This is a genomic window from Streptomyces virginiae (assembly GCF_040638905.1).
In the GTDB taxonomy this organism is placed as follows: domain Bacteria; phylum Actinomycetota; class Actinomycetes; order Streptomycetales; family Streptomycetaceae; genus Streptomyces; species Streptomyces virginiae_B.
Window position 1 is genome coordinate 56,202 of record NZ_JBEZYV010000031.1, and the last position, 18,520, is coordinate 74,721.

The 18,520-nt window shown below is 71.0% G+C and carries 15 protein-coding genes and 1 tRNA gene; 7 read left to right on the forward strand and 9 right to left on the reverse strand.

Annotated elements, in window-relative coordinates; genetic code table 11:
* Positions 1–115 precede the first annotated feature (115 nt).
* Entirely contained in the window at positions 116–580 is a 465-nt protein-coding gene (locus AB0F82_RS30490; RefSeq protein ID WP_356812724.1) for a hypothetical protein, read from the forward strand.
* Here AB0F82_RS30490 and AB0F82_RS30495 read toward each other — a convergent pair.
* The gene (locus AB0F82_RS30495) at positions 558–1,868 is read right to left on the reverse strand and encodes a PLP-dependent aminotransferase family protein (RefSeq protein WP_362633161.1); all 1,311 of its coding nucleotides are present in this window, start codon (positions 1,866–1,868) and stop codon (positions 558–560) included. The genes AB0F82_RS30490 and AB0F82_RS30495 overlap by 23 nt on opposite strands.
* 150 nt (positions 1,869–2,018) lie before the next feature.
* Here AB0F82_RS30495 and AB0F82_RS30500 point away from each other — a divergent pair, with 150 nt between their 5' ends.
* Positions 2,019–2,882 (forward strand): hypothetical protein, encoded by an 864-nt coding sequence (locus tag AB0F82_RS30500; protein ID WP_362633165.1) that lies wholly within the window; start codon positions 2,019–2,021, stop codon positions 2,880–2,882.
* 166 nt (positions 2,883–3,048) lie between these two features.
* Here the strand turns inward: AB0F82_RS30500 and AB0F82_RS30505 are convergent, their stop codons facing one another.
* From AB0F82_RS30505 to AB0F82_RS30515, 3 genes are all read right to left on the reverse strand, one after another.
* On the reverse strand, positions 3,049–3,258 hold the full coding sequence (locus AB0F82_RS30505) for a DUF397 domain-containing protein (protein WP_030029643.1): 210 nt from the start codon (positions 3,256–3,258) through the stop codon (positions 3,049–3,051).
* Between the two features lie 199 nt (positions 3,259–3,457).
* Entirely contained in the window at positions 3,458–4,342 is an 885-nt protein-coding gene (locus tag AB0F82_RS30510; RefSeq protein ID WP_356812716.1) for a helix-turn-helix domain-containing protein, read from the reverse strand.
* A gap of 282 nt (positions 4,343–4,624) precedes the next feature.
* Positions 4,625–5,359 (reverse strand): GOLPH3/VPS74 family protein, encoded by a 735-nt coding sequence (locus AB0F82_RS30515; RefSeq protein ID WP_356812715.1) that lies wholly within the window; start codon positions 5,357–5,359, stop codon positions 4,625–4,627.
* A gap of 1,223 nt (positions 5,360–6,582) precedes the next feature.
* Between AB0F82_RS30515 and AB0F82_RS30520 the strand changes: the two genes are divergently transcribed.
* From AB0F82_RS30520 to AB0F82_RS30535, 4 genes are all read left to right on the forward strand, one after another.
* Positions 6,583–8,634 (forward strand): D-alanyl-D-alanine carboxypeptidase, encoded by a 2,052-nt coding sequence (locus AB0F82_RS30520; protein ID WP_362633170.1) that lies wholly within the window; start codon positions 6,583–6,585, stop codon positions 8,632–8,634.
* 225 nt (positions 8,635–8,859) lie between these two features.
* Positions 8,860–10,821, forward strand: coding sequence for an MFS transporter (locus AB0F82_RS30525; protein ID WP_436842192.1), 1,962 nt, complete (start codon positions 8,860–8,862; stop codon positions 10,819–10,821).
* Positions 10,822–10,915: 94 nt separating this feature from the next.
* Positions 10,916–11,119 carry a hypothetical protein gene (locus AB0F82_RS30530; protein ID WP_356812713.1) on the forward strand — a complete coding sequence of 68 codons (204 nt, stop codon included), beginning with the start codon at positions 10,916–10,918 and terminating at the stop codon, positions 11,117–11,119.
* 564 nt (positions 11,120–11,683) lie between these two features.
* A complete protein-coding gene (locus AB0F82_RS30535) occupies positions 11,684–13,024 on the forward strand; it encodes an ATP-binding protein (protein ID WP_362633173.1) in 1,341 nt (446 codons plus the stop codon).
* Between the two features lie 55 nt (positions 13,025–13,079).
* Here AB0F82_RS30535 and AB0F82_RS30540 read toward each other — a convergent pair.
* The 4 genes from AB0F82_RS30540 to AB0F82_RS30555 form a co-directional block, all read right to left on the reverse strand.
* Positions 13,080–13,152 (reverse strand) — tRNA-Arg (locus AB0F82_RS30540).
* Between the two features lie 194 nt (positions 13,153–13,346).
* Entirely contained in the window at positions 13,347–14,774 is a 1,428-nt protein-coding gene (locus tag AB0F82_RS30545; RefSeq protein ID WP_362633176.1) for a hypothetical protein, read from the reverse strand.
* 55 nt (positions 14,775–14,829) lie between these two features.
* The gene (locus AB0F82_RS30550; RefSeq protein ID WP_362633179.1) at positions 14,830–15,750 is read right to left on the reverse strand and encodes a hypothetical protein; all 921 of its coding nucleotides are present in this window, start codon (positions 15,748–15,750) and stop codon (positions 14,830–14,832) included.
* A gap of 214 nt (positions 15,751–15,964) precedes the next feature.
* On the reverse strand, positions 15,965–16,834 hold the full coding sequence (locus tag AB0F82_RS30555; protein ID WP_362633182.1) for a hypothetical protein: 870 nt from the start codon (positions 16,832–16,834) through the stop codon (positions 15,965–15,967).
* A 209-nt stretch (positions 16,835–17,043) separates the two neighbouring features.
* Between AB0F82_RS30555 and AB0F82_RS30560 the strand changes: the two genes are divergently transcribed.
* On the forward strand, positions 17,044–17,406 hold the full coding sequence (locus AB0F82_RS30560) for a helix-turn-helix transcriptional regulator (RefSeq protein ID WP_362633185.1): 363 nt from the start codon (positions 17,044–17,046) through the stop codon (positions 17,404–17,406).
* Between the two features lie 209 nt (positions 17,407–17,615).
* Here the strand turns inward: AB0F82_RS30560 and AB0F82_RS30565 are convergent, their stop codons facing one another.
* On the reverse strand, positions 17,616–18,215 hold the full coding sequence (locus tag AB0F82_RS30565; protein WP_362633187.1) for a hypothetical protein: 600 nt from the start codon (positions 18,213–18,215) through the stop codon (positions 17,616–17,618).
* Between the last annotated feature and the right edge of the window lie 305 nt (positions 18,216–18,520).

An 18,520-nucleotide genomic window follows, 5' to 3' on the forward strand; every position in this document is an offset into this window, starting at 1 on the left:
GGAGCGCGGCCGGGAGCCCCGCCCGGAGCGGGCCCTGGAGGAGGCTTCGTACGAAGCCTCGGAAGGTGCTGGCGAAAGCGCTTCGCCAGGCGCTTCGCCAGGCGCTTCGGAGAAGATCCGCGGCGACTACGCGGGCGCCGTCTACGGCTCGCTGCTCGCAGCCTCCGTCGTCGTCGGCGCCGGGACGCTCGGCTCGTACCCCCGGCTGCAGCTCATCGTGCTGCTGCTGGGCACCGCAGTCGTCTTCTGGGCCGCCCACGTCTTCGCCCGCCACTTCGGCGCCCGCCTGGCGGGCCGGCTCAGCTGGAGCGTGGTCCGACGCACCGCCCGGGAGGAGCGCCCGATCATCGAGGCGGCCGTCCCGCCGGCCGTCGCCGTGGCCGTCACCCCGCTGTTCGACCTGGGGCCGCAGGGCATCGTGTGGCTGGCCCTGCTGGTCGCCCTGGCCGGTCAGGTCGGCTGGGCCACCGTGGCCGCCCAACGCGCGGGCGCCTCGCGCCGCCTGATGGCGGTCGCCGGTGTGGTCAACCTCCTCCTCGGACTGGTCATCGTGCTGCTCAAGGTCGCACTCCAGCACTGACCGCCGTGACCCGGCGCGGGTCGACGTCGCCGTACTCCGCCAGCGCCGCGCCGAGCCGGCCGACCCCCTCGGTGATCTCCCGCGGGGTGTGCGTGGTGAAGGACAGGCGCAGCGTGCGGGGATCCGGGGCGCCCGTGTAGAACGGGGCGCCCGGGACGAAGGCGACGCCGTGCGCCACGGCCGTGCTCAGCAGGGCCGTCGCGTCGTGGTCCTCCGGGAGCCGGGCCCACACGAACATGCCGCCCTCGGGCAGGTTGCAGTCGCAGTCCGCCGACAAGGTCCGGCTCAGGGCGTCCTGCAGGGCGTCGCGCCGCTCGCGGTACGCGCCGCGCACGGTGGCTATGTGCGCGTCCAGGTCCACCGTCGCGAGGTAGTGCGCCGCAGCCAGCTGGTCGACCGTGGAGGTGTGCAGGTCCGCCGCCTGCTTCGCGACCACCGCGGCCCGTAGGAGCGCCGCCGGCGCACGCAGCCAGCCCAGCCGCAGCCCCGGCGCCATGATCTTCGAGAAGCTGCCCAGCAGGGCCGTGCGGTCCTGCGCGCCCGGGTGGGCGGCGAGCCACGGGAGGTCGTCGCCCTCGTAGCGCAGGTCCCCGTACGGGTCGTCCTCCACCAGCCACAGACCGAGGCGGGCCGCCACCTCGGCGACCGCCGCACGGCGGGCGGCCGGCAGCGTGCGCCCCGTCGGGTTCTGGAAGGTGGGGACCGTGTAGAGCAGCTTCGGCCGCTCCCGCGCGACGAGTTCCGCCAGGGCGTCCGGCAGCACGCCCTCGTCGTCGCAGGGGACGGCCACCACCCGCGCCCCCGCCAGGCCGAAGCACTGGAGCGCGGCGAGGTAGGTGGGGTTCTCGACCAGCACCACGTCGCCCGGCTCGATCAGGGCCGCGGCGATGAGGGTGAGGGCCTGCTGGGAGCCGGTAGTGACGAGTACGTCGTCCGCGCCGGTCGGCAGCCCGCGCGCCGTGGCCCGCGCCGCGACCGCGGCGCGCAGCTCCGGCGCGCCCTCGGTGGTCGAGTACTGCAGCGCGCGGCGCGCCGACAGCGCGAAGGCGGCGTCGTACGCGGCGCGCAGGCCCTCGGTGTCGAAGAGCTCGGGCGCGGGGAGGCCGCCGGCAAAGGAGATGATCCCGGGCCGCTGCGTGAGCGCGAGGATCTCGCGTACGGGGGAGCCCTCGACCGAGGTGGCGCGGGCGGCGAACGCGGGCGGTGCGGCGGCGGGGGTGACGGCGGCGTTGACGGCGGCGTTGACGGCGGCGGTGACGGCGGCGGTGACGGCGGCGACAGCGGGCACGGGAGCTCCTCGGGGAGACGGGTGCGCGCATCGTAGCGACAGAAACTTGTAGAGGGCATGGATATATCACGAGGCGGACACCCGGGCTTGGCTCTCCCCGACTCGCCCCGCCCTCTCCCGATCTGACGTCACATCAGTTAGACCGTTCCCATGACGACAGCAGAGCAGGACCCGCAGCAGGACACCGGCACCCGCGTCGACGACTACGCCGCGCTGGCGGCCGTCGGCCCCTACGGCGTCCGCCCCGGCCATGCGCTGATCACCATGGTGGAGCCGCACCCGGGCCACGAGTACGCGTACAACCGCTGGTACGAGGACGACCACTACTACGCCGGTGCCATGGCCATGCCCTGGATGTACGCGGGCCGCCGCTGGGTGGCCACCCGCGAGCTCCAGGAACTGCGCTACCCCGAGAAGTCGGCCGTCGCCCAGCCCGTCACCGCCGGCTGCTACATATCGACGTACTGGGTCACCGAGGGCCGCTACGACGAGCACATGAAGTGGACCGTCGGCATCAACAAGCGGCTCAACCACGACGGCCGCGTCTACCAGGACCGGACCCACGTCTTCACGGCCTTCCAGGACCACGCGGCCACCGTCTACCGCGACGGCGCCGCCGGCCCGCGGGACTACCACGCGCTCGACCATCCTTACGCCGGGCTGGTGGTGCAGGTGGTCGACGCCGACGGGCCCGGGCAGCGGGGAGAGTTGCTGGAATGGCTGCGCTCACGCGCCCTGCCGAAGCGGCTGCACGGCTCCCCGGCGGCGATGGTGACCGCCTTCCGGCCGACACCGCTGCCAGGTGACCGGATGACGTACGTCAAGCAGGTGGAGGGGGTCGACACGCGCCTGACGCTGCTGTGGTTCCTGGAGGAGGACCCCCGGGCCTGCTGGGACCGCTTCCAGGGGCTGGACGCGGAGGTCGCGGAGGCGGGCCTGGGGCGGGTGGAGCTCGTGGCTCCGTTCATCCCGACGGTGCCGGGGACGGACCGTTACGTCGACCAGCTGCGCTGACTGGGCGACCGACCGACCGGCTGACCGGCTGACCGAGCGGACGGCTGACCGGCTGACCCGCCGGCCGTGCCGTCGGTCGGAGGCGGGCATGGCCGAGCCCCCTCGGCCAAGACGGCGGACCGGTCGAGAGGGCTCCAGTCGGGACGGTCGGGACGCGTCGTGATCTTCAGGCGAGGCGTCCCAGCCGGCCTTCGGTGACATCGGTGACGAAGGAGGTCCACGAGCCGGGCGCGAAGGTGAGGGACGGGCCGTCCTGCACCTTCGAGTCGCGTACGGCGATCGCCTCCATGACGGGGGACTTGACCTCGACGCAGGCGCCGTTGGCGGAGTAGGAGGACTTGACCCAGTTGTCGTTGGCGCCCTGGCGAATAGCCATGTTTCTCTCCGGTGAGCGAGTAGTTCCGGTGTCTTGTCGGCCATTTCCGGCTGACGTGATCGACGCTACCCGCAGCTCTTGACGGGTGAAGGAAGCATTCACCCGACCGAGTGGCATATTCCATTCAAGCCTTCTGTGGCCGGGGATCGACGGTGTACGGTGCCGCCCCCGCGCCCGCCCGCACCGGATGCCACAGGCGCTATTCTCCTTTGTCCGCATATTCGTTGATGATTCCCAGGATGAACTCACGTGTCTGGTCGACGCCCAGGGCCTGGGCGCGCAGGTGCTCGTACATCACGCTGTACTTCTGGACGTCGTTGGCCTTCTCCAGATACAGGTCGCTCGTCACGCCCTCGATGTAGACGACCGTCGAGTCGGACGCGTCCGGGAACTCCAGGATCGCGTACTGGCCGTTCACGCCGGGGTGCGCGCCCAGCTCGAAGGGCATCACCTGCACCGTGACGTGCGGCTGCTCCGACTGCTCTATCAAGTACTCCAGCTGTCGGATCATCAGTTGGACGTCGCCCACGTGCCGGCGCAGCGCCGCCTCGTCGATGACCGCCCACAGGCGCAGCGGGCCGAGGTCCGGGTTGTTGTTCTCGGTCTCGGAGAGCCGCTTCTGGCGGTGCATCCGGACCTGGACGCGCTTGTCCACGTCGGCCGGGGCGGTCTCCGGCCACGCGCCGCGGACGAGGGCCTGGGCGTACTCCGTGGTCTGGAGCAGCCCGGGGATCACGAGGGGCTCGTACGTGCGCAGGCTGGCGGCGTCCGTCTCCAGCCCGATGTAGACGCTGTACGGGATGTCGCCGAAGGCGTGCCACCAGCCCTGCTGGCGGGAGTCCTTCGCCATCTGCATGAGGGAGTCGATGAGCCGGCGGTCCTCGACCTCGTACACGTCGCACAGGTCGCGGACGTCGCGCTGGCTGATGGAACGGCGGCCGTTCTCCAGTCGGCTGATCTTCGACTGGGAGACGAGGAGGCGTTCGGCGACCTGTTCGGCCGTCATGCCCTTGTCCTCGCGGAGCTTGCGCAGCTCCATGCCCAGTCGGCGGCGTCGGACGGTGGGATTGACATTGGACGCCACGTGAACGGCACCTCCGCCTTCTTCTGTCGTGCAGCTGTCTCTCTGCGTGGCTGATGTTCAGCAGACTGCCACCGAAGCGGGCGGCGCCGCTGGGGAACGGCAGGGAAACACAGACGCGCGGGGTGGCGGAGCCGGCGGACCGGCTCCGCCACCCCGCGCGCTGGCGGCTCGGTGCAGCGGTGCTGTGGTGGAGCGGTGGATCGGTGCTGCGGTGCTGCGGTGCTGCGATGGAGCGGTGGAACGGGGGACCCGGGAATCTGTCCGGGCCGCACCGGGGGTGGTTCAGTGCGCGGCCGCGCGGGCCATCGCACCCGTGCGGCGCGGCTGCAGCGGCATGCCGCCCGCCGTGGGCCGGGCCTGCGGTGCCGGTGGCCGGTCCCGGCGTGGCTGTGCGGCCACACCGTTCTGGACGTCCATCACGGCGTGCGCCACGAGTCCGCCCATCGGGTCGTGCCTGATCAGGTCCCGCAGCCGGGACCTGGACGAGCGCCCCTCGTTGCCGGGGTACAGGTGCTTGCCGAGTCCGACCGCGTGGGCCAGCGCGGCGAGCGCCGCGGTCCGCGGGTCCGGCGGTACGCCGGTGCGGATCGCACTGTCGAGCCGGGCTCGGATCTCCCGGCTGATCTCCGTGTCCGTCGCCTGGTAGCGAGTCGTCGGCAACACCCCGCACATCTGTCCCGCAACGGCATGGACCATGCCGCAGCGCTCCAGGTGCGCGAGGTAAATCTGACGAAGCCCCAGCCGGGGTCCGCCGATCCAGTGGACGGCCCGTACCGGGCTGCCGCGCCTGCGCAGCAGTTCCAGTGCGGAGTCCAGAGTCGGATCTCCTGTCGGCCGTGGCATCACCACGGCGATACGATCCCCATCAGGGGCTATCCGTCCTGCCAGAGCCAGCTCCACTAGCTGTGCCCCGGCCAGGCCGAGGTCGAGCGACTGCGGCTGCGCCGTGGTACCCGTGGCCGGGTCCAAGGCGAGCAGCAGAAGCTCCTCCGGAATTGTTCTGCGGCTCCTGCCCATCCATGCCTCCCCGCGTGGATGAGTGACAGGGTGACGCCTCTCACATTCATCTGTCGAGAGCGCGTGGCCGCTTTGTGGGGGAACCCGCAGCTATGTCGTTCTCGTCTGGCACGGGGGCGATGCTCCCTAGACGGGACACTGTTAGACATTCGGACAGCCGAACGTGGCGGCGATGAGGAGGAGCGGTGGCGGGCGAGTCCCCCGACAAGTCGGTAGATGAAGGAACGCCGGGGGCGGCGGCGGAGTCGTCCGCGGAGCGCGACCCGAGGCTCTCGGTGTTCCGGCCGAGGGAATCCGCGGACGGTGCCGGGGTCGCCCGTAAGGGCGAAAGCGGTGCCGAGGCGGATGCCGAGGCCGGCGGCGGCGACGCGGTCGATGCCGAGTCCGGCGCCGCCGCCGATGCCGAGTCCGGCGGGCGGGATGCGCTGCGCGAGGCGGTGGCGGCATGGGTCGCCACCACGGAGGAGGCCACCGAGGGTCCGTCTTCCGGCGGGCCGAAGCCCGGCTCCGGCGGGCCGGCGGACAGCGAGCGCACCGCTGCGTCTGGCGCGGCCGGTTCCGCTTCCGGTGAGCCGAAGCCTGCGGCTGCGGCCGGCGAGCGCCTCGGCTCCGTCGGCGCGGACAGGTCGTCGGACAAGACCGACGCACGTTCCGCCGCGTCGAAGCCTGAGGCCGGGGACACCGCCCGCAGTGGCTCCGCTGAGGCGGGCAGGTCGTCGGGCGACGGTGCCGGGCGTTCCGATACGTCCCGCGCGGGTGGTTCCGCTTCCGGTGAGGCGAAGGCTGAAGCCGGGGGCACTGACCGCAGCGGCTCTGCCGAGGCGGGCAGGGCGTCGGGCGGCGACGCCGGGCGTTCCGCTGCGTCCCGCGAGGCGAAGCCTGATCCCGGGGACACCGACCGCAGCGGCTCCGCCGAGGCGGGTAGGACGTCGGGCGACGGTGCCGGGCGTTCCGCTGCGTCCCCTGCGGGCGGTTCCGTTTTCGGCGCGTCGAAGTCCGGGGCTGCGGACACCGCCCGCACTGGCTCTGCTGAGGCGGGCAGGGCGTCGGGCGACGGCGCCGGGCGTTCCGCCGCGTCCCGCGAGGGTGGTTCCGCTTCCGGTGAGGCGAAGCCCGAGGCCGGGGACACCGACCGCAGCGGCTCCGCCGAGGCGGGTAGGACGTCGGGCGAGGGCGCCGGGCGTTCCGCCGGGTCCCGCGGGTCCGGTTCCGCTTCCGGTGAGGTGAGGCCCGCTGCCGCGGACACCGACCGCATCGGCGGCGCGGGTGGGGGCGAGTCGAAGCCCGCGGCTTCGGACGCCGAGTCGGCGGACAGTGAGCGCACGGCCGTGTTCCGTGCCGTGAAGCCCGCCTCCGCAGGGACCGGCTCCGCAGGGACCGGCTCCGCAGGGACCGGCTCCGGCGGGGCGAAGTCCGCAGGCGTGCGGCTGCCGAAGGGGCCGGCCCCGGCCGCGCCCTCGAAGCCTGCTGACGATGAACCCGCGGACAGCGAGCGCACCGCCGTCTTCCGTGCTGTGAAGCCGGAGACCGGCGAAGGCGCCGGGAACGGTTCCGGCGAGCCGAAGGGGCAGGCGGCGGACAGCGAGCGCACCGCCGTGTTCCGGGTGCCGAAGGTGGATGCGCTGAAGCCCGATGGCGGGCAGAAGCAGAAGCCGAAGCCCCCCGCCGCGAGGCCGGTCTCCGATCCCGCTCCCGGTCCCGCTTCCACTTCCCCTTCCGCTCCGGCCGACGAGGCCGCCGACAGCGAGCGGACCGCCGTCTTCCGCGCCCCGAAGCCGGAGGCGCTGCGGCCCGACGCGCCCAAGCCCGACGCGCCCAAGGCCAGTACCTTCGTGCCGCTGCGCGCCGACGGCGGTGCGCCGAAGGCTCCGGTTCCGTCCACCCCGCCCGCCCCGCCCGCCCCGTCCGCACCGGGCTCCGCGGCGACCACCACCGAGCGGCTCGACCACAGCGACCGGAGCGAGCGGACCACCCAGCAGCCGCTGCCGCCCAAGCCTCCGCTCGACATGCTGGCGGACCTCACGAACAACCCGCCCCCGCCGCCGAGCCCCCTGCGCACCGCCGTCCGCCGGGTCAAGATCTACGCGCCGCTCGTCGTGCTCCTGGCGGTCATCCTGGCCGTCGTGCAGCTGGTACGCCCGCTGCCCGAGCCGAAGCTCGTGATGACCGCGAAGTCCTCGTACACCTTCGAGGGCGCCATGCCGCAGCTGCCCTGGCCCACCGAGGGGCAGGCCTACATGGCGGCCGCCGGCCTCGGCACGCTCGGCCAGTCCGGCGAGCAGAAGCCGGTGCCGATCGCGAGCGTCACCAAGTCGATGACGGCGTACATCATCCTGCGCGACCACCCGATAAAGAAGGGTGAGCAGGGCGCGATGATCGACGTCGACAAGACGGCCGAGACCGAGGGCAAGAAGAACAACTCCACCGACAACGAGTCCACCCTCGACACGGTCAAGGAGGGCGACAAGATCTCCGAGTACGACGCGATCGCCGCCCTCATGATCCCCTCGGCCAACAACATCGCGCGGCTGCTCGCGCGCTGGGACTCCGGTTCCCAGGAGGCGTTCGTCAAGAAGATGAACGACACCGCCAAGGAACTCGGCATGACCAACACCACGTACACGGACCCCTCGGGTCTGGACGCGACCACGGTCAGCACCGCCGAGGACCAGGTGAAGCTGGGCCTGAAGCTGGTGGAGATCGAGACGCTGCTCGACATCACCAAGAAGCCGAACTGGGTCGACCCGTCCGGCAAGAGCTGGCGCAACTGGAACGGCCTGACCGGACCGAGCGGGGCGCTCGGCATCAAGACCGGTACGACGACCAAGGCGGGCGGAAACCTCCTCTTCGCCGCGCAGAAGAAGATCGGCAACACCAATCAGCTGATCGTCGGAGCCGTCCTCGGCCAGCACAAGCCGTCGATCATCGACACCGTGCTCGCCGCGAGCAAGCAGCTGATGACCGCCACGCAGAAGGCCCTCGACGGCGCGGTCGTCGTGAAGAAGGGCCAGGTCGTGGGGTACGTCGACGACGGGCTCGGCGGCCGGACGCCGGTCGTCGCCACCGCCGACGTGCAGGCGATCGGGTGGGCCTCGCTGACAGTGGACGTGAAGCTCGCGGACGGCGGTGGCAAGATGCCGCAGACCGCGAAGGCAGGCACCGAGGTCGGCCTGCTGACCGTGGGCGAGGGCGCCAGCCAGGTCAAGGTGCCGGTGGCGCTGCAGAGCGACCTGGCCTCGCCGGGCATCGGCAGCAAGCTGACGCGCATCGGCTGACGCCGATCGGCCGACACGGCCGTCGGTGAGAGCACTGATCCGGCGCCCCGGGCAACCCCGGGGCGCCGGTGCGCGTCTAGCGAGTGTCCGCAACGTGCGTGCCGGGCGCCGGGGGGCGGGCTCGGCGAGACTTTGACGGCAGGGACTACAGCTACAGGGACGACAGGGTGGACCCGGTACGCGGAGATGCGTGCCGGTGCGGATCCATGTGTGGGGAGTGCGGCAGTGACCACCGCTGAGCAGCAGGGCCGGCGCCAGGCAGCCATCCCGTCGGCCGACGGCGGCGGCCCGGGCCGTGGCGCCGGCGCCCTGCCGCCGCGGCCGGGGGCACAGGGCCCGCACGAGCCGCAAGGGCAGCAGGAGCCGCAGGGACAGCCGGAGCCGCAAGGGCAGCAGGAGCTGCAGGAGCGGCCCCGGCGGCGCACCCGCGCCCTCGACCCGCTCCGCCGGCACCCGGTGGCCGTCGCCACCCTGGTTGCCGCCGTCCTGCACGTCGTCTGGTTCTTCACCTTCGCCAACAGCGGCGGCGACCTCGCCGCGCAGGACGCCTGGGCCGAGTTCGTGGGCCGGCATCCCGACTCGGCGTACAACCTCGCCTGGTACGGCGGCATGCACCCCGTCTCGTACAGCGTGGTCTCGCCGTACCTCATGCACATGCTCGGCGTGCGGACCACGATGATGATCGCGGGCACCGTCTCGGCCGGGCTGTTCGCCCTGATCCTGACCCGCTGCCGCGGGGCCGTGCGGGAGCCGGTGTGGCCCGCCCTGGCCGGGGCGTACGGGCTGTTCTGCAACGCGCTCTCGGGCCGGGTCACCTTCGGGCTCGGCGCGATGTTCGCCCTCGGCGCGGTCGCGGCGGTCTTCTGCTGGCCCCGCAAATGGGCGCACCGCCGCTGGGCCAAGGCCGCGGTGGCGGCCCCGCTCGCCGGGCTCGCGACCGCCGCCAGCCCCGTCGCGGGCCTCTTCCTCGGGGTGATCGCGGCCGCGCTGTTCCTCAGCCGGCGGCGCCCGGGTGCGTACGCGCTGGGGCTGGCCCCGGTGGCGGTGGTCGGCCTGTCGGCCTGGCTCTTCCCGTTCTCCGGAACGCAGCCGATGAAGATCGGTTCGGCTGGACTGCCGTTCGTGTTCGGGCTGCTGATCTTCTTCCTCGTGCCGCGGCGCTGGAAGACGGTGCGGATCGCCGCCGCGGTCTACGCCCTCGGGGTCTTCCTGACCTGGGTGATCGACTCCCAGATCGGCTCGAACGTCACCAGGATGGTGATGCTGTTCGGCGGCGCCGTGCTGCTCGCGGCGCTCCCGTACGAGGTCCCGCGCTCGCGGCGCTGGTACGGGGTGCTGCTCGCGTGCGTCGGCCTGAACGCCTGGATCACCACCAACAGCATCACGGACATCGTCCGCACCACGCCGGTGGCCGCATGGAACCGGGAGCTGGCCCCGCTCGTGGACCAGCTGCAGAAGGCGGGCGCCGACCGCGGCCGGGTCGAGGTGGTCCCCGTCAGCAGCCACCGCGAGTCCTCGGCCTTTCCCTCGTACGTGAACCTCGCGCGCGGCTGGAACCGGCAGGCCGACCTGGAGCGCAACCCGCTCTTCTACGACGACACGCTCACCGCCGACAGCTACCGGGCCTGGCTGGAGCGCTGGGCCGTGCACTACGTGGTGCTGCCGGCCGACAAACCCGATTCGGGCGGCGAGGACGAGGCGAAGCTGGTGCGGGCGGGGCTCCCGTACCTCCAGCAGGTGTGGGGCGACGCGAACTGGCAGCTGTTCAAGGTCGACGATCCGACGAACCTGGTGGCGGGGCCCGCGACCGTGGTGCGGGCGGGCGCCGACCAGCTGGTCATCGATGCGAAGCGGGCCGGCCGGGTGCTGGTGCGGATCCCGCACTCGCCGTGGCTGGGGCTGGTGGACGGGGCGGGCAAGCCGGTGCCGCCGCCGCAGGAGACCGCGGATTCGAAGGCGCGGGGGGCCGTGCCCAAGCAGTTCGCGAACACCGCCGGGTGCCTGTTCAAGGCGCTGCCGGACGGCGAGGGCGACGTGTGGACGGAGCTGCTGGTTCCGGCGCCGGGGGAGTACCGGGTGGCGGCGAAGTACCAGCTGCCGCGCGGCACGCCCTGCCCGGAGGAGGTCATCCAGGCGACGGTGGCGCTGCCGGAGCGTCCGGCTCCGGCGACCGGCTCGACTCCCTGACTTCTTTACGCTCCGGTCCGGGTGCGTTGCTCCGTATATATGCATACGATCCCAGTAGTCCGATTGGGTGCTTCCTGAGGGAGTTGACGACGGGATGAACAAAGAGCAGAAGCGGGACGTCCGGGCGGCCATCGCCAAGGCGCAGGAGGCTTCGCAGCCCCCGCGCCCCCCGGGTCACGGCTTCGACGGTCCTGTACGGAGCAAGGTCAAGGGCGGACCGCACACGAAGGCCGCTCTCAAGCGGGCCGGAACTCCGCAGGGCGACCGCATCGGCGAACGCAGCAGTGGCCTGAGCTGATCCCCTGGGGGTGTCTCGCCGATCAGGCCGGGCTCGCGGCGCCCGGCACCGCACCTCGCCGCGTTGTCCTCGGTCGACGACGCTCCGCGTCGCCTCCCTCGTCCGCCTCGCGATGCTTCCCCTCCGTCCTGCGGGCCCGGGGGGCCCCGTGGCACCAGACCCCGCCCCTTGATCCGGCCTGATCGACAAGACATCCCCTCGCGAGAAGGCACATCCGTGGTGGCGCAGCCCTTCCGGCTCCGGCCGGGAGGGCTGCGTGCGTCCTGACGCCGCCGCAGGGCCCGGCCGGAGCGGGGGCTCCTGGTTCCGGCCGGAGCGGGGCACCCCCGGAGCGGCCGCCCCCGGTTCCGGCCGAAGCGGCCGCCCCCGCCTCCGTCCCCCGCATCCGCTTCCGCCTCCGTTGTGGGTTCCGCTTCGGGTTCCGTTTCGGGTTCCGCGCCGGGCGGCCCGCCGGCCGGCCCCGGCTCCATCCGGCTCGATCCGGCTGGATCTCGCGGGATCCGGCCGGATCCCGCCGCTCGCCCGTCCGGGCGGGCGCATTACCGTGACCTGACCATGTACGAAATGCAGCGCAGAGCGCGGCTGCGGCCGCGCCCGCGGCTGCCCGCCTGGACCTCGACCCTGACCTGGAAGGCCGCGGTCTTCATCACCTTGATGTGCTGCGGGCTCGCCGCGCTGCTCGGCTGCCTCGTGCACGGCGCCATGACCCGCCAGACCGTGGGCACGGCGCGCGAGAAGGCGCTCCTGAAGCTGGAGCGGTCCATCGAGGCCTACGAGGACGGCGCGCGCCTGCCGCGCGGCGAGGGCATCGCCCCCTCGGGCCTGCCCCCGGAGCTGCGCGCCCTCGCACGCGAGGGGAAGCGCGGCACGGCTGTCGGCAGGCACCGCGGGCGGCCCGTGATGTGGGCGGCCGCGCCCGCCGAGCACGGCAGCGCGATCGCCGTGTCGGTGGACTTCCGCGGGGCCGAGCGCACCATCGCCGACCTCGACCGGGCGATCCTCGGCTCCTCGGGCCTCGCCATCGGCGTCACCCTCCTCATCGGCGCGGTCGGCGTCACACGAATCACCCGGCGCCTGCACGTCACCGCGCAGGTGGCCCGCCGGATCAGCGCCGGCGACCTGGACGCCCGGGTCGGCGACAGACCCCGCCACAAGGACGAGGTCGCGGCTGTCTCCCGGGCCCTGGACACCATGGCCTCGTCCCTCCAGGGCAAGCTGGAGGCGGAACAGCGCTTCACGGCGGACGTCGCCCACGAGCTCCGCACCCCGCTCACCGGCCTGAACGCGGCCGCCGAGCTCCTGCCGCCGGGCCGGCCGGCCGAGCTCGTACGGGACCGGGTGCAGGCGATGCGCGCGCTCACCGAGGACCTGCTGGAGATCTCCCGGCTGGAGACGCGCAGCGAACGCGTGGAACTGGACTCCTACGACCTGGCCGACCTGGCGGCCCGTACGATCCGCGCGTCCGGCACCGACACCGCCCTGACGGTGCTCGCCTCCCCGCGGGTGGAGACGGACCGGCGCCGCCTGGAGCGGATCCTGGGCAACCTCGTCGCCAACGCCCACAACCACGGCGCCGCCCCGGTCACGGTCACGGTGGACGGTCCGGTCGTGACGGTGACCGACGCGGGGCCGGGCTATCCGGAGTACCTGATCACGACCGGACCGCAGCGGTTCCGCACGGAGGGCACGAACAAGGGCCACGGGCTGGGCCTGACCATCGCCGTCGGGCAGGCCCGGGTCCTCGGCGCCACCCTCGCCTTCCGCAACCGGGAGGAGGGCGGCGCCGAGGCCCGCGTCGTGCTCCCGGGCCCCGCGTCGCCGCCGGCGACCGAGCCCCTTCCCGCCCGGGACGGCCACCGGGGCGGACCGCCGACCCCCGGCTCCTGCACGCGCCGCGTCCGCTGAAGCCCGTACAACGCGAAGAGGACCCCGGGCCGTTCGACGGCGGGGTCCTCGACTGTGCCCTCGGCAGGATTCGAACCTGCGACACCGGCTTTAGGAGAGCCGTGCTCTATCCCCTGAGCTACGAAGGCGGGGATCTGTCGGAAAACGTGTCTGAAAATCGGTCCGGGTAGACGCGATGATCCAGACGGGCTTACGGCAGCGCGCGGAGACCTGGCTGTGAGGCCTGGCCACCGCGGTCAGTGTAGCGGGTGGTGCTTGATCCGCATCTGCAATCTATGGCGCCTGCGCTTCCAGGCGGGTGCGACAGGGGGGGGCAGGAGGATCATGCTGCGGAGGCGTGGTTGATCAAGGCGCGGGTGGCGGAGTTACTGAGCCAGGCGTAGCCGATGTAGATGAGCAGGGCGGCGTTCGCACCGTAGGCAGGGACCCGCTTGTGCGGGTAGCTCTGGTCGAAGCGTGAGTGCTGGGACTCGCTGTCCTGGCGAAAGCCCTTCAGGCGGCGGCCGGCGTGGGTGTCAGGGGGCACCTGACGCAGGTGCTCGGTTCGATTGAACCGCTGCCGCCCTGTTGACGGGTCGATCTGCCGGTCCTCCTCGGTTTCGTCGACCCGGATGTGCTCGGTGTGGATCTGCATCGGGCACTGGATGGTCACGCGGTGGTAGTAGCGCACGCGCTTGCCCTTCCTGCACTCGAGTTCCTCGACGGGAATCGGGGTGTAGTGGGTGACGCCGTCGACGGTGATGCGCCGCTCACAGACGCGGCCTTCGGCGACGTAGAGGTCGTGGCGGCACGCGTCGTACTCGTAGCGATGGAGGGACTCGGGAGCGAGCCCACTGTGCTGGGTGGTGAAGACGACGAGTCCGTCCGCGATCAGGGGTGCGCGGTGAACGCCACGCAAGGCGGTGTCGTACGTGATCGCGCGCAGGCCGGGGGCTCGAGCCAGGATGCAGCGGGCCAGCTTGATGAAGGCGGTGCCCTCGTCGTCGCGGTGCGGGTCGCGCTTGGCTGACTTGTGCCGGATGGACTGGATGCCCAGGATCACTCGGCTGTGGGGAGTGTTGGCGAGGCGTACGGCGGCGGAGAGGAATTTGTTGCCGTAGACGGTGGTGCCGCCGCCTTCGACGGTGTTACTGGCGTCGGCGTCGACCCGATGGCGGCGGATCTCTCCGGTCATCTTGTTCACGGTCGTGTGGTGCCGTTGCGAGGAAGGAGGGCAGGCGACGGTGGCGTCTGCGTGGATGACCTGGTGGCGTTCGGGGTAGCTCCGGCTGACCCGCTTGCCGGACTCCTTCATCATTCCTTGGTCGAGGGCCTGTTGGATCCACAGTTCGCGGCTGGTGTCACGCACGTCGGCGAAGACGGGCTTGAGTTTCGCGTGGAAGAAATAGTTCCACTGGCCCCGGGTGGGCCCGGTCGGCTGGAGAGCGTCGGCGGCCTCATCGCCCATGTGAGTACGGACACCTCGGCGTACGACGTCCCACCACTCGGCCTCCTCGAAGTGGGACGCGGTGGACCGGGCGGAGCCGAACAGGGAAATGGAGCAGAGGAACACCAGATAGGCGATCGGCGGATGGATGGCGGGCCGGCCCACCCTGCTCGGTGAGGGCAGGGCGCTGACAGCGGCGTAGAGGTCGGGGTTGTCCAGAAGGTGTTTGAACCGCTTGGTGATTGTCAGAGGGGGCGCCTCTGGCCCCTTGGGCGGCAGGGGATCGGCGGCAGCGCCGAAGGCATCATCGGGGATGGACCCCATGACGTAATCGGGCGTCTCTTGACTACCTTGCGCCGACTGCGCTTCCTGGGAGCGGTCACGAGGCATCGCCTCGCCGGGGCGTGTTCCACTGCAGGTCGGCCAGGCCGGCTGCCACGTCGAGGGAGGACAGACCCAGGCGGCGGGCGACTTCGGAGAGCTGCCCGGTCTCGTTCAGGATCTGTCGGGCGATGTATCGGGTGACGTCCCGTGGCTCGACCTTGCGAGCCATCGTGGACAAGCCGCTACGCCGGGCAATCTCACTGAAACCGGCGCCGACGCTGGACTGCACGACACTCGGAGAGGATCCGGCACTGGCCACCAGGCAGTGTGGTCCGGGGCGTTTCGCGTCCAGGTAGGCGGTGCGGAGGGTCAGCACGTGGATGCCCCAGGCGTCGAGGGGGCAGGTTCGGGCGAGGGTGTGGGTCGCGCCCTGTGTATGCACCGTGCCGTTGGTGAGATCGAGGTCGGTTGTGGATGCTGCGCCGGTCTCGGCGCTGGAGAGCCCAGCAAGCAGGAGTGCCAGGAGGGCGGAGTGCCTGGTGGCGGGCATGCCCCGTTCGGAGTGGAACTGGAGCCGGGCGATTTCCTGGGGCTGGAGGTCTGCGCTGGGCCCCCGCGGGCTGCGGGGAATGGGCCGGGAGTCCACCAGTGGAGCGGCCTTGGTCAGGCCGGGCGCTCGGGAATGGGCGAACAGGGAGACGACTCCTGAGCGCCGCTGCCGCTGGGTGCCTCCCGCTGGCGTTTCGATGACGATCCCGCGCCGGTTGCGTCCCGGGGCGTTGACGAAGGCCTCGGCGAGAGCCGGAGTGATCTCGTCGATGAAGGTGATCTGTTGCGCGTGGGTGTATTCCAGCAGGCGTTCGCAGACTTCGATGTACTCGTCCACGGTGCCGATGCTCATCAGGCCGTCCTGGGCCAATCGCTGCCAGACGCGGGAGACCTGAAGCAGTGCGTCCTTGACTGTCGCCCTACTCATGGTGGTTCACCGTTGCGGCCCTGTGCCGTGCGAGTGAATCCCACGCGTCACATTGCATGGGGGCGCTACCGTGGGCAGCGTCCCTCTCCTTGTGTGAGGGCATGCCGAAGCCCCTTCCGCGCGGCCATGCCGCGCCGGTCGATGGGTGGAGGAGGGGTCCGGCAGCGCCAACCCGGCCAAGGGATGAAAGCGCTGCCGGACCGTTTTGGTGAGGTCAGGAGACGGGGCGCCCCCTGAGCTTGGCTGTCAGCGCGGCGATGCCGCGAAGGTGCTCGTGTAGCTCCAGCAGCTCGTCCTTGCTCAGGCGGACCAGATCCGCGAGCAGCACGGGCGGGCAGAAGAGGGCGAGCAGATCCAGATCGGCGTAGAGGTTCGCTGCCGATTCAGTGCGGGCAGTGGAGTCAGCCCGGCGGCGGGGCCGGGGGACGGACGCCTTCGGCGATTCGTCTTCCCCGTCTGAGGAAGTGGTCTTCGGCGCAGCGTGGGCACCCGAACCGGGAGGTTCGTCGTCCGTGACGGCTTCGGGGCTCCGTTCGGGCGGACTTGTATCGGGATCCACTTCGACCGAGAGCTGTGCATCGCGAGCGGCGCCTGGCGGCTCCGCCCCTTGGTAGCACGGGCCTTCGTGCCAGTTCATGAAGCCGTCTCCGTCGGGTACGACCATTCCGACGCCTACCAACAAGTCGAGCAGGACCTCCGCCTGCCGCATGCGGTGCTTTTCCGCGTTGGCGTTCATCAGGAGCCGGGCGACCAACCCTTCGCGCGGCACCGGTCCGTAGCCGAGGCGCTCCCTCATCGCCCGGGCGAACCACTGCCCCTTCCAGGCGCCCCGGAGGGCCAGCAAGCCCGCTTCCTCGCTCTTCTCCCAGGCGGCGGCGATCGCGCTGGCCTTCTTCGTGGGTCGGTACCTCGAGAAGTGCCCGCCCGCTGGCTCCAGCAGGCCAGTCGTGAACACGAAAGTCGGCACAAGGCCGCACTTCTTCTCGTCCAGGCCGGTGGCCGCAGCGAGCCGTGCGGCATTGAAGAACGAGTCGGTACTCGCGCACGCAGCCCAGATCACCCGAAGCTGTTCGTCGGATCGCATCTTGTGGGTGGGTAGCTCCCGCTCGTCCGACCCCAGCTGTGAACGTCCTCGTCTCGTCATCGCTCACCTCCGTTGTGTGTCGTGGCCCTGTCCCGAGGGGCTGGTCTTGTCGAGTGAATCCGGTTGAGGGGCTGCGCTTGCCCCTGCTGTTTAAGTAGCATGCACGGTGTGAGTACGCATCTCGGCGATCCTTCCGTCAGACTGGGCGCGTGCCTGGAGGAACGAGACGCCACAAGAAGCCGTTCGAGTACGCGCTCGACGCCAACTGGCCGTACGCAGTGATGGACGACTTCCGGGCGGCGCAGATCATCCAGGCGGTTGCGCGGGCGCTGGCGGAAGCCATGGAGCGGCAGCAGGTGAGTGCCAACGTGCTCGCTGCCAGGGCTGGAGTGAACCGGCAGGTCATTGCGAACATCCTGGCGGGCACGACCTGGTCTGACGCCTTCACGTTGGGGTGCCTGGAAGCCGAGCTGGGCGTAATGCTGTGGCCGCAGCACCTGGACTGGCCGAAGGATGACAACGGGGTTGTTCAGCAGCCGATCCCCCCGCAGGCGCGACCGGGCACAGATTAATGCGAGCCTGGGCAGAGCTGATTTCGGAAAAGGCATACACGTTCGACCTCCCGGAATGGGGAATTAGCCGAACATCCCGCGCAGGCGAATATTTGCCGCTAGCGTCAGAGATGGCGGCTGAGCCGCGCTGAGACCGCCGCCCCCGCACGGTGTGGCCTCGACAACTACGGCCGTGCTTGGGGCGGCGGTCGCCTGTGTTGGGCCTGCCTCTAGGCGGCCTCCCATGTGGCCGCGAGCCGGTAGTACGTTCGCTTGCCGTCGGCGCTGTAGACCTTCTCAAGGGCGGACAGCTTGTACAGGTTGTCCAGCAGGCAGCGCGTGCGCCGGTTCGCTCCCTTGGTCTCGCCTTCGAGCAGCCGTCCGACCTCGCCTGCGCTCCATGAGCGGCGTGGGTCCCCGCTGACCACCTTCATTGCGGCGATTGAGCGAGGGCCCGCGATCCGGATCGGGGCGACCGGCGCCGCGACGAGTTCGCCTTCGGCCGGGGGCGCAGCTGCGAGATCCGTCAGGCGGGGCACGATCCGGAGTCGACTGGAGCCGTGCCCCCGTGTGGCTCGAAGGCCCGCGGCCTCTTCGATGGCGGCGTGGAGCTTGTCCAGCACGTGTTGTGCCTTCTGCCGGGCAAGGAAGGCCTGTTGACGTTCCTCGGCGGCCTTGGTCATCCTGCCTTTGAGCGTCTCGATGGCTTCTTCCAGGCGACGCAGTTCATCGTCCTTCGAGGCGATCGTGCCGTCGCATTCCCGGAGCATGGCCTCCATGTCCAAGGCGACCCAATCCGGGGACGGCGTGCCGCCGTCGATCAGGCTCATGCGGAAACAGTAGGGGTGCTCTAAGGCTTCCGTCTGCCCTTTGGGAGCCGTAGCGCATAGGTGATTGATCTTGACTGGAGTCGGTCGCTCGCGACCGAGTCTGTTCGCTCACCGGTTAAAACAACTGGCTCAACTCGTTGAGTCAGATCGGTTAGACGACTCTCCTGCCCCTGAGCAGTGAGGAGGTGTGACGCGAATAGCTTGCTCACAGGGCGCGCCCCCCAGCGGCCTCCACGAGGCGTTATATAGCTGTCTGTTGGAAGGTATCGGCTGGTCAGTGCCGTGAACTCCGTCCGGGTCCAGCA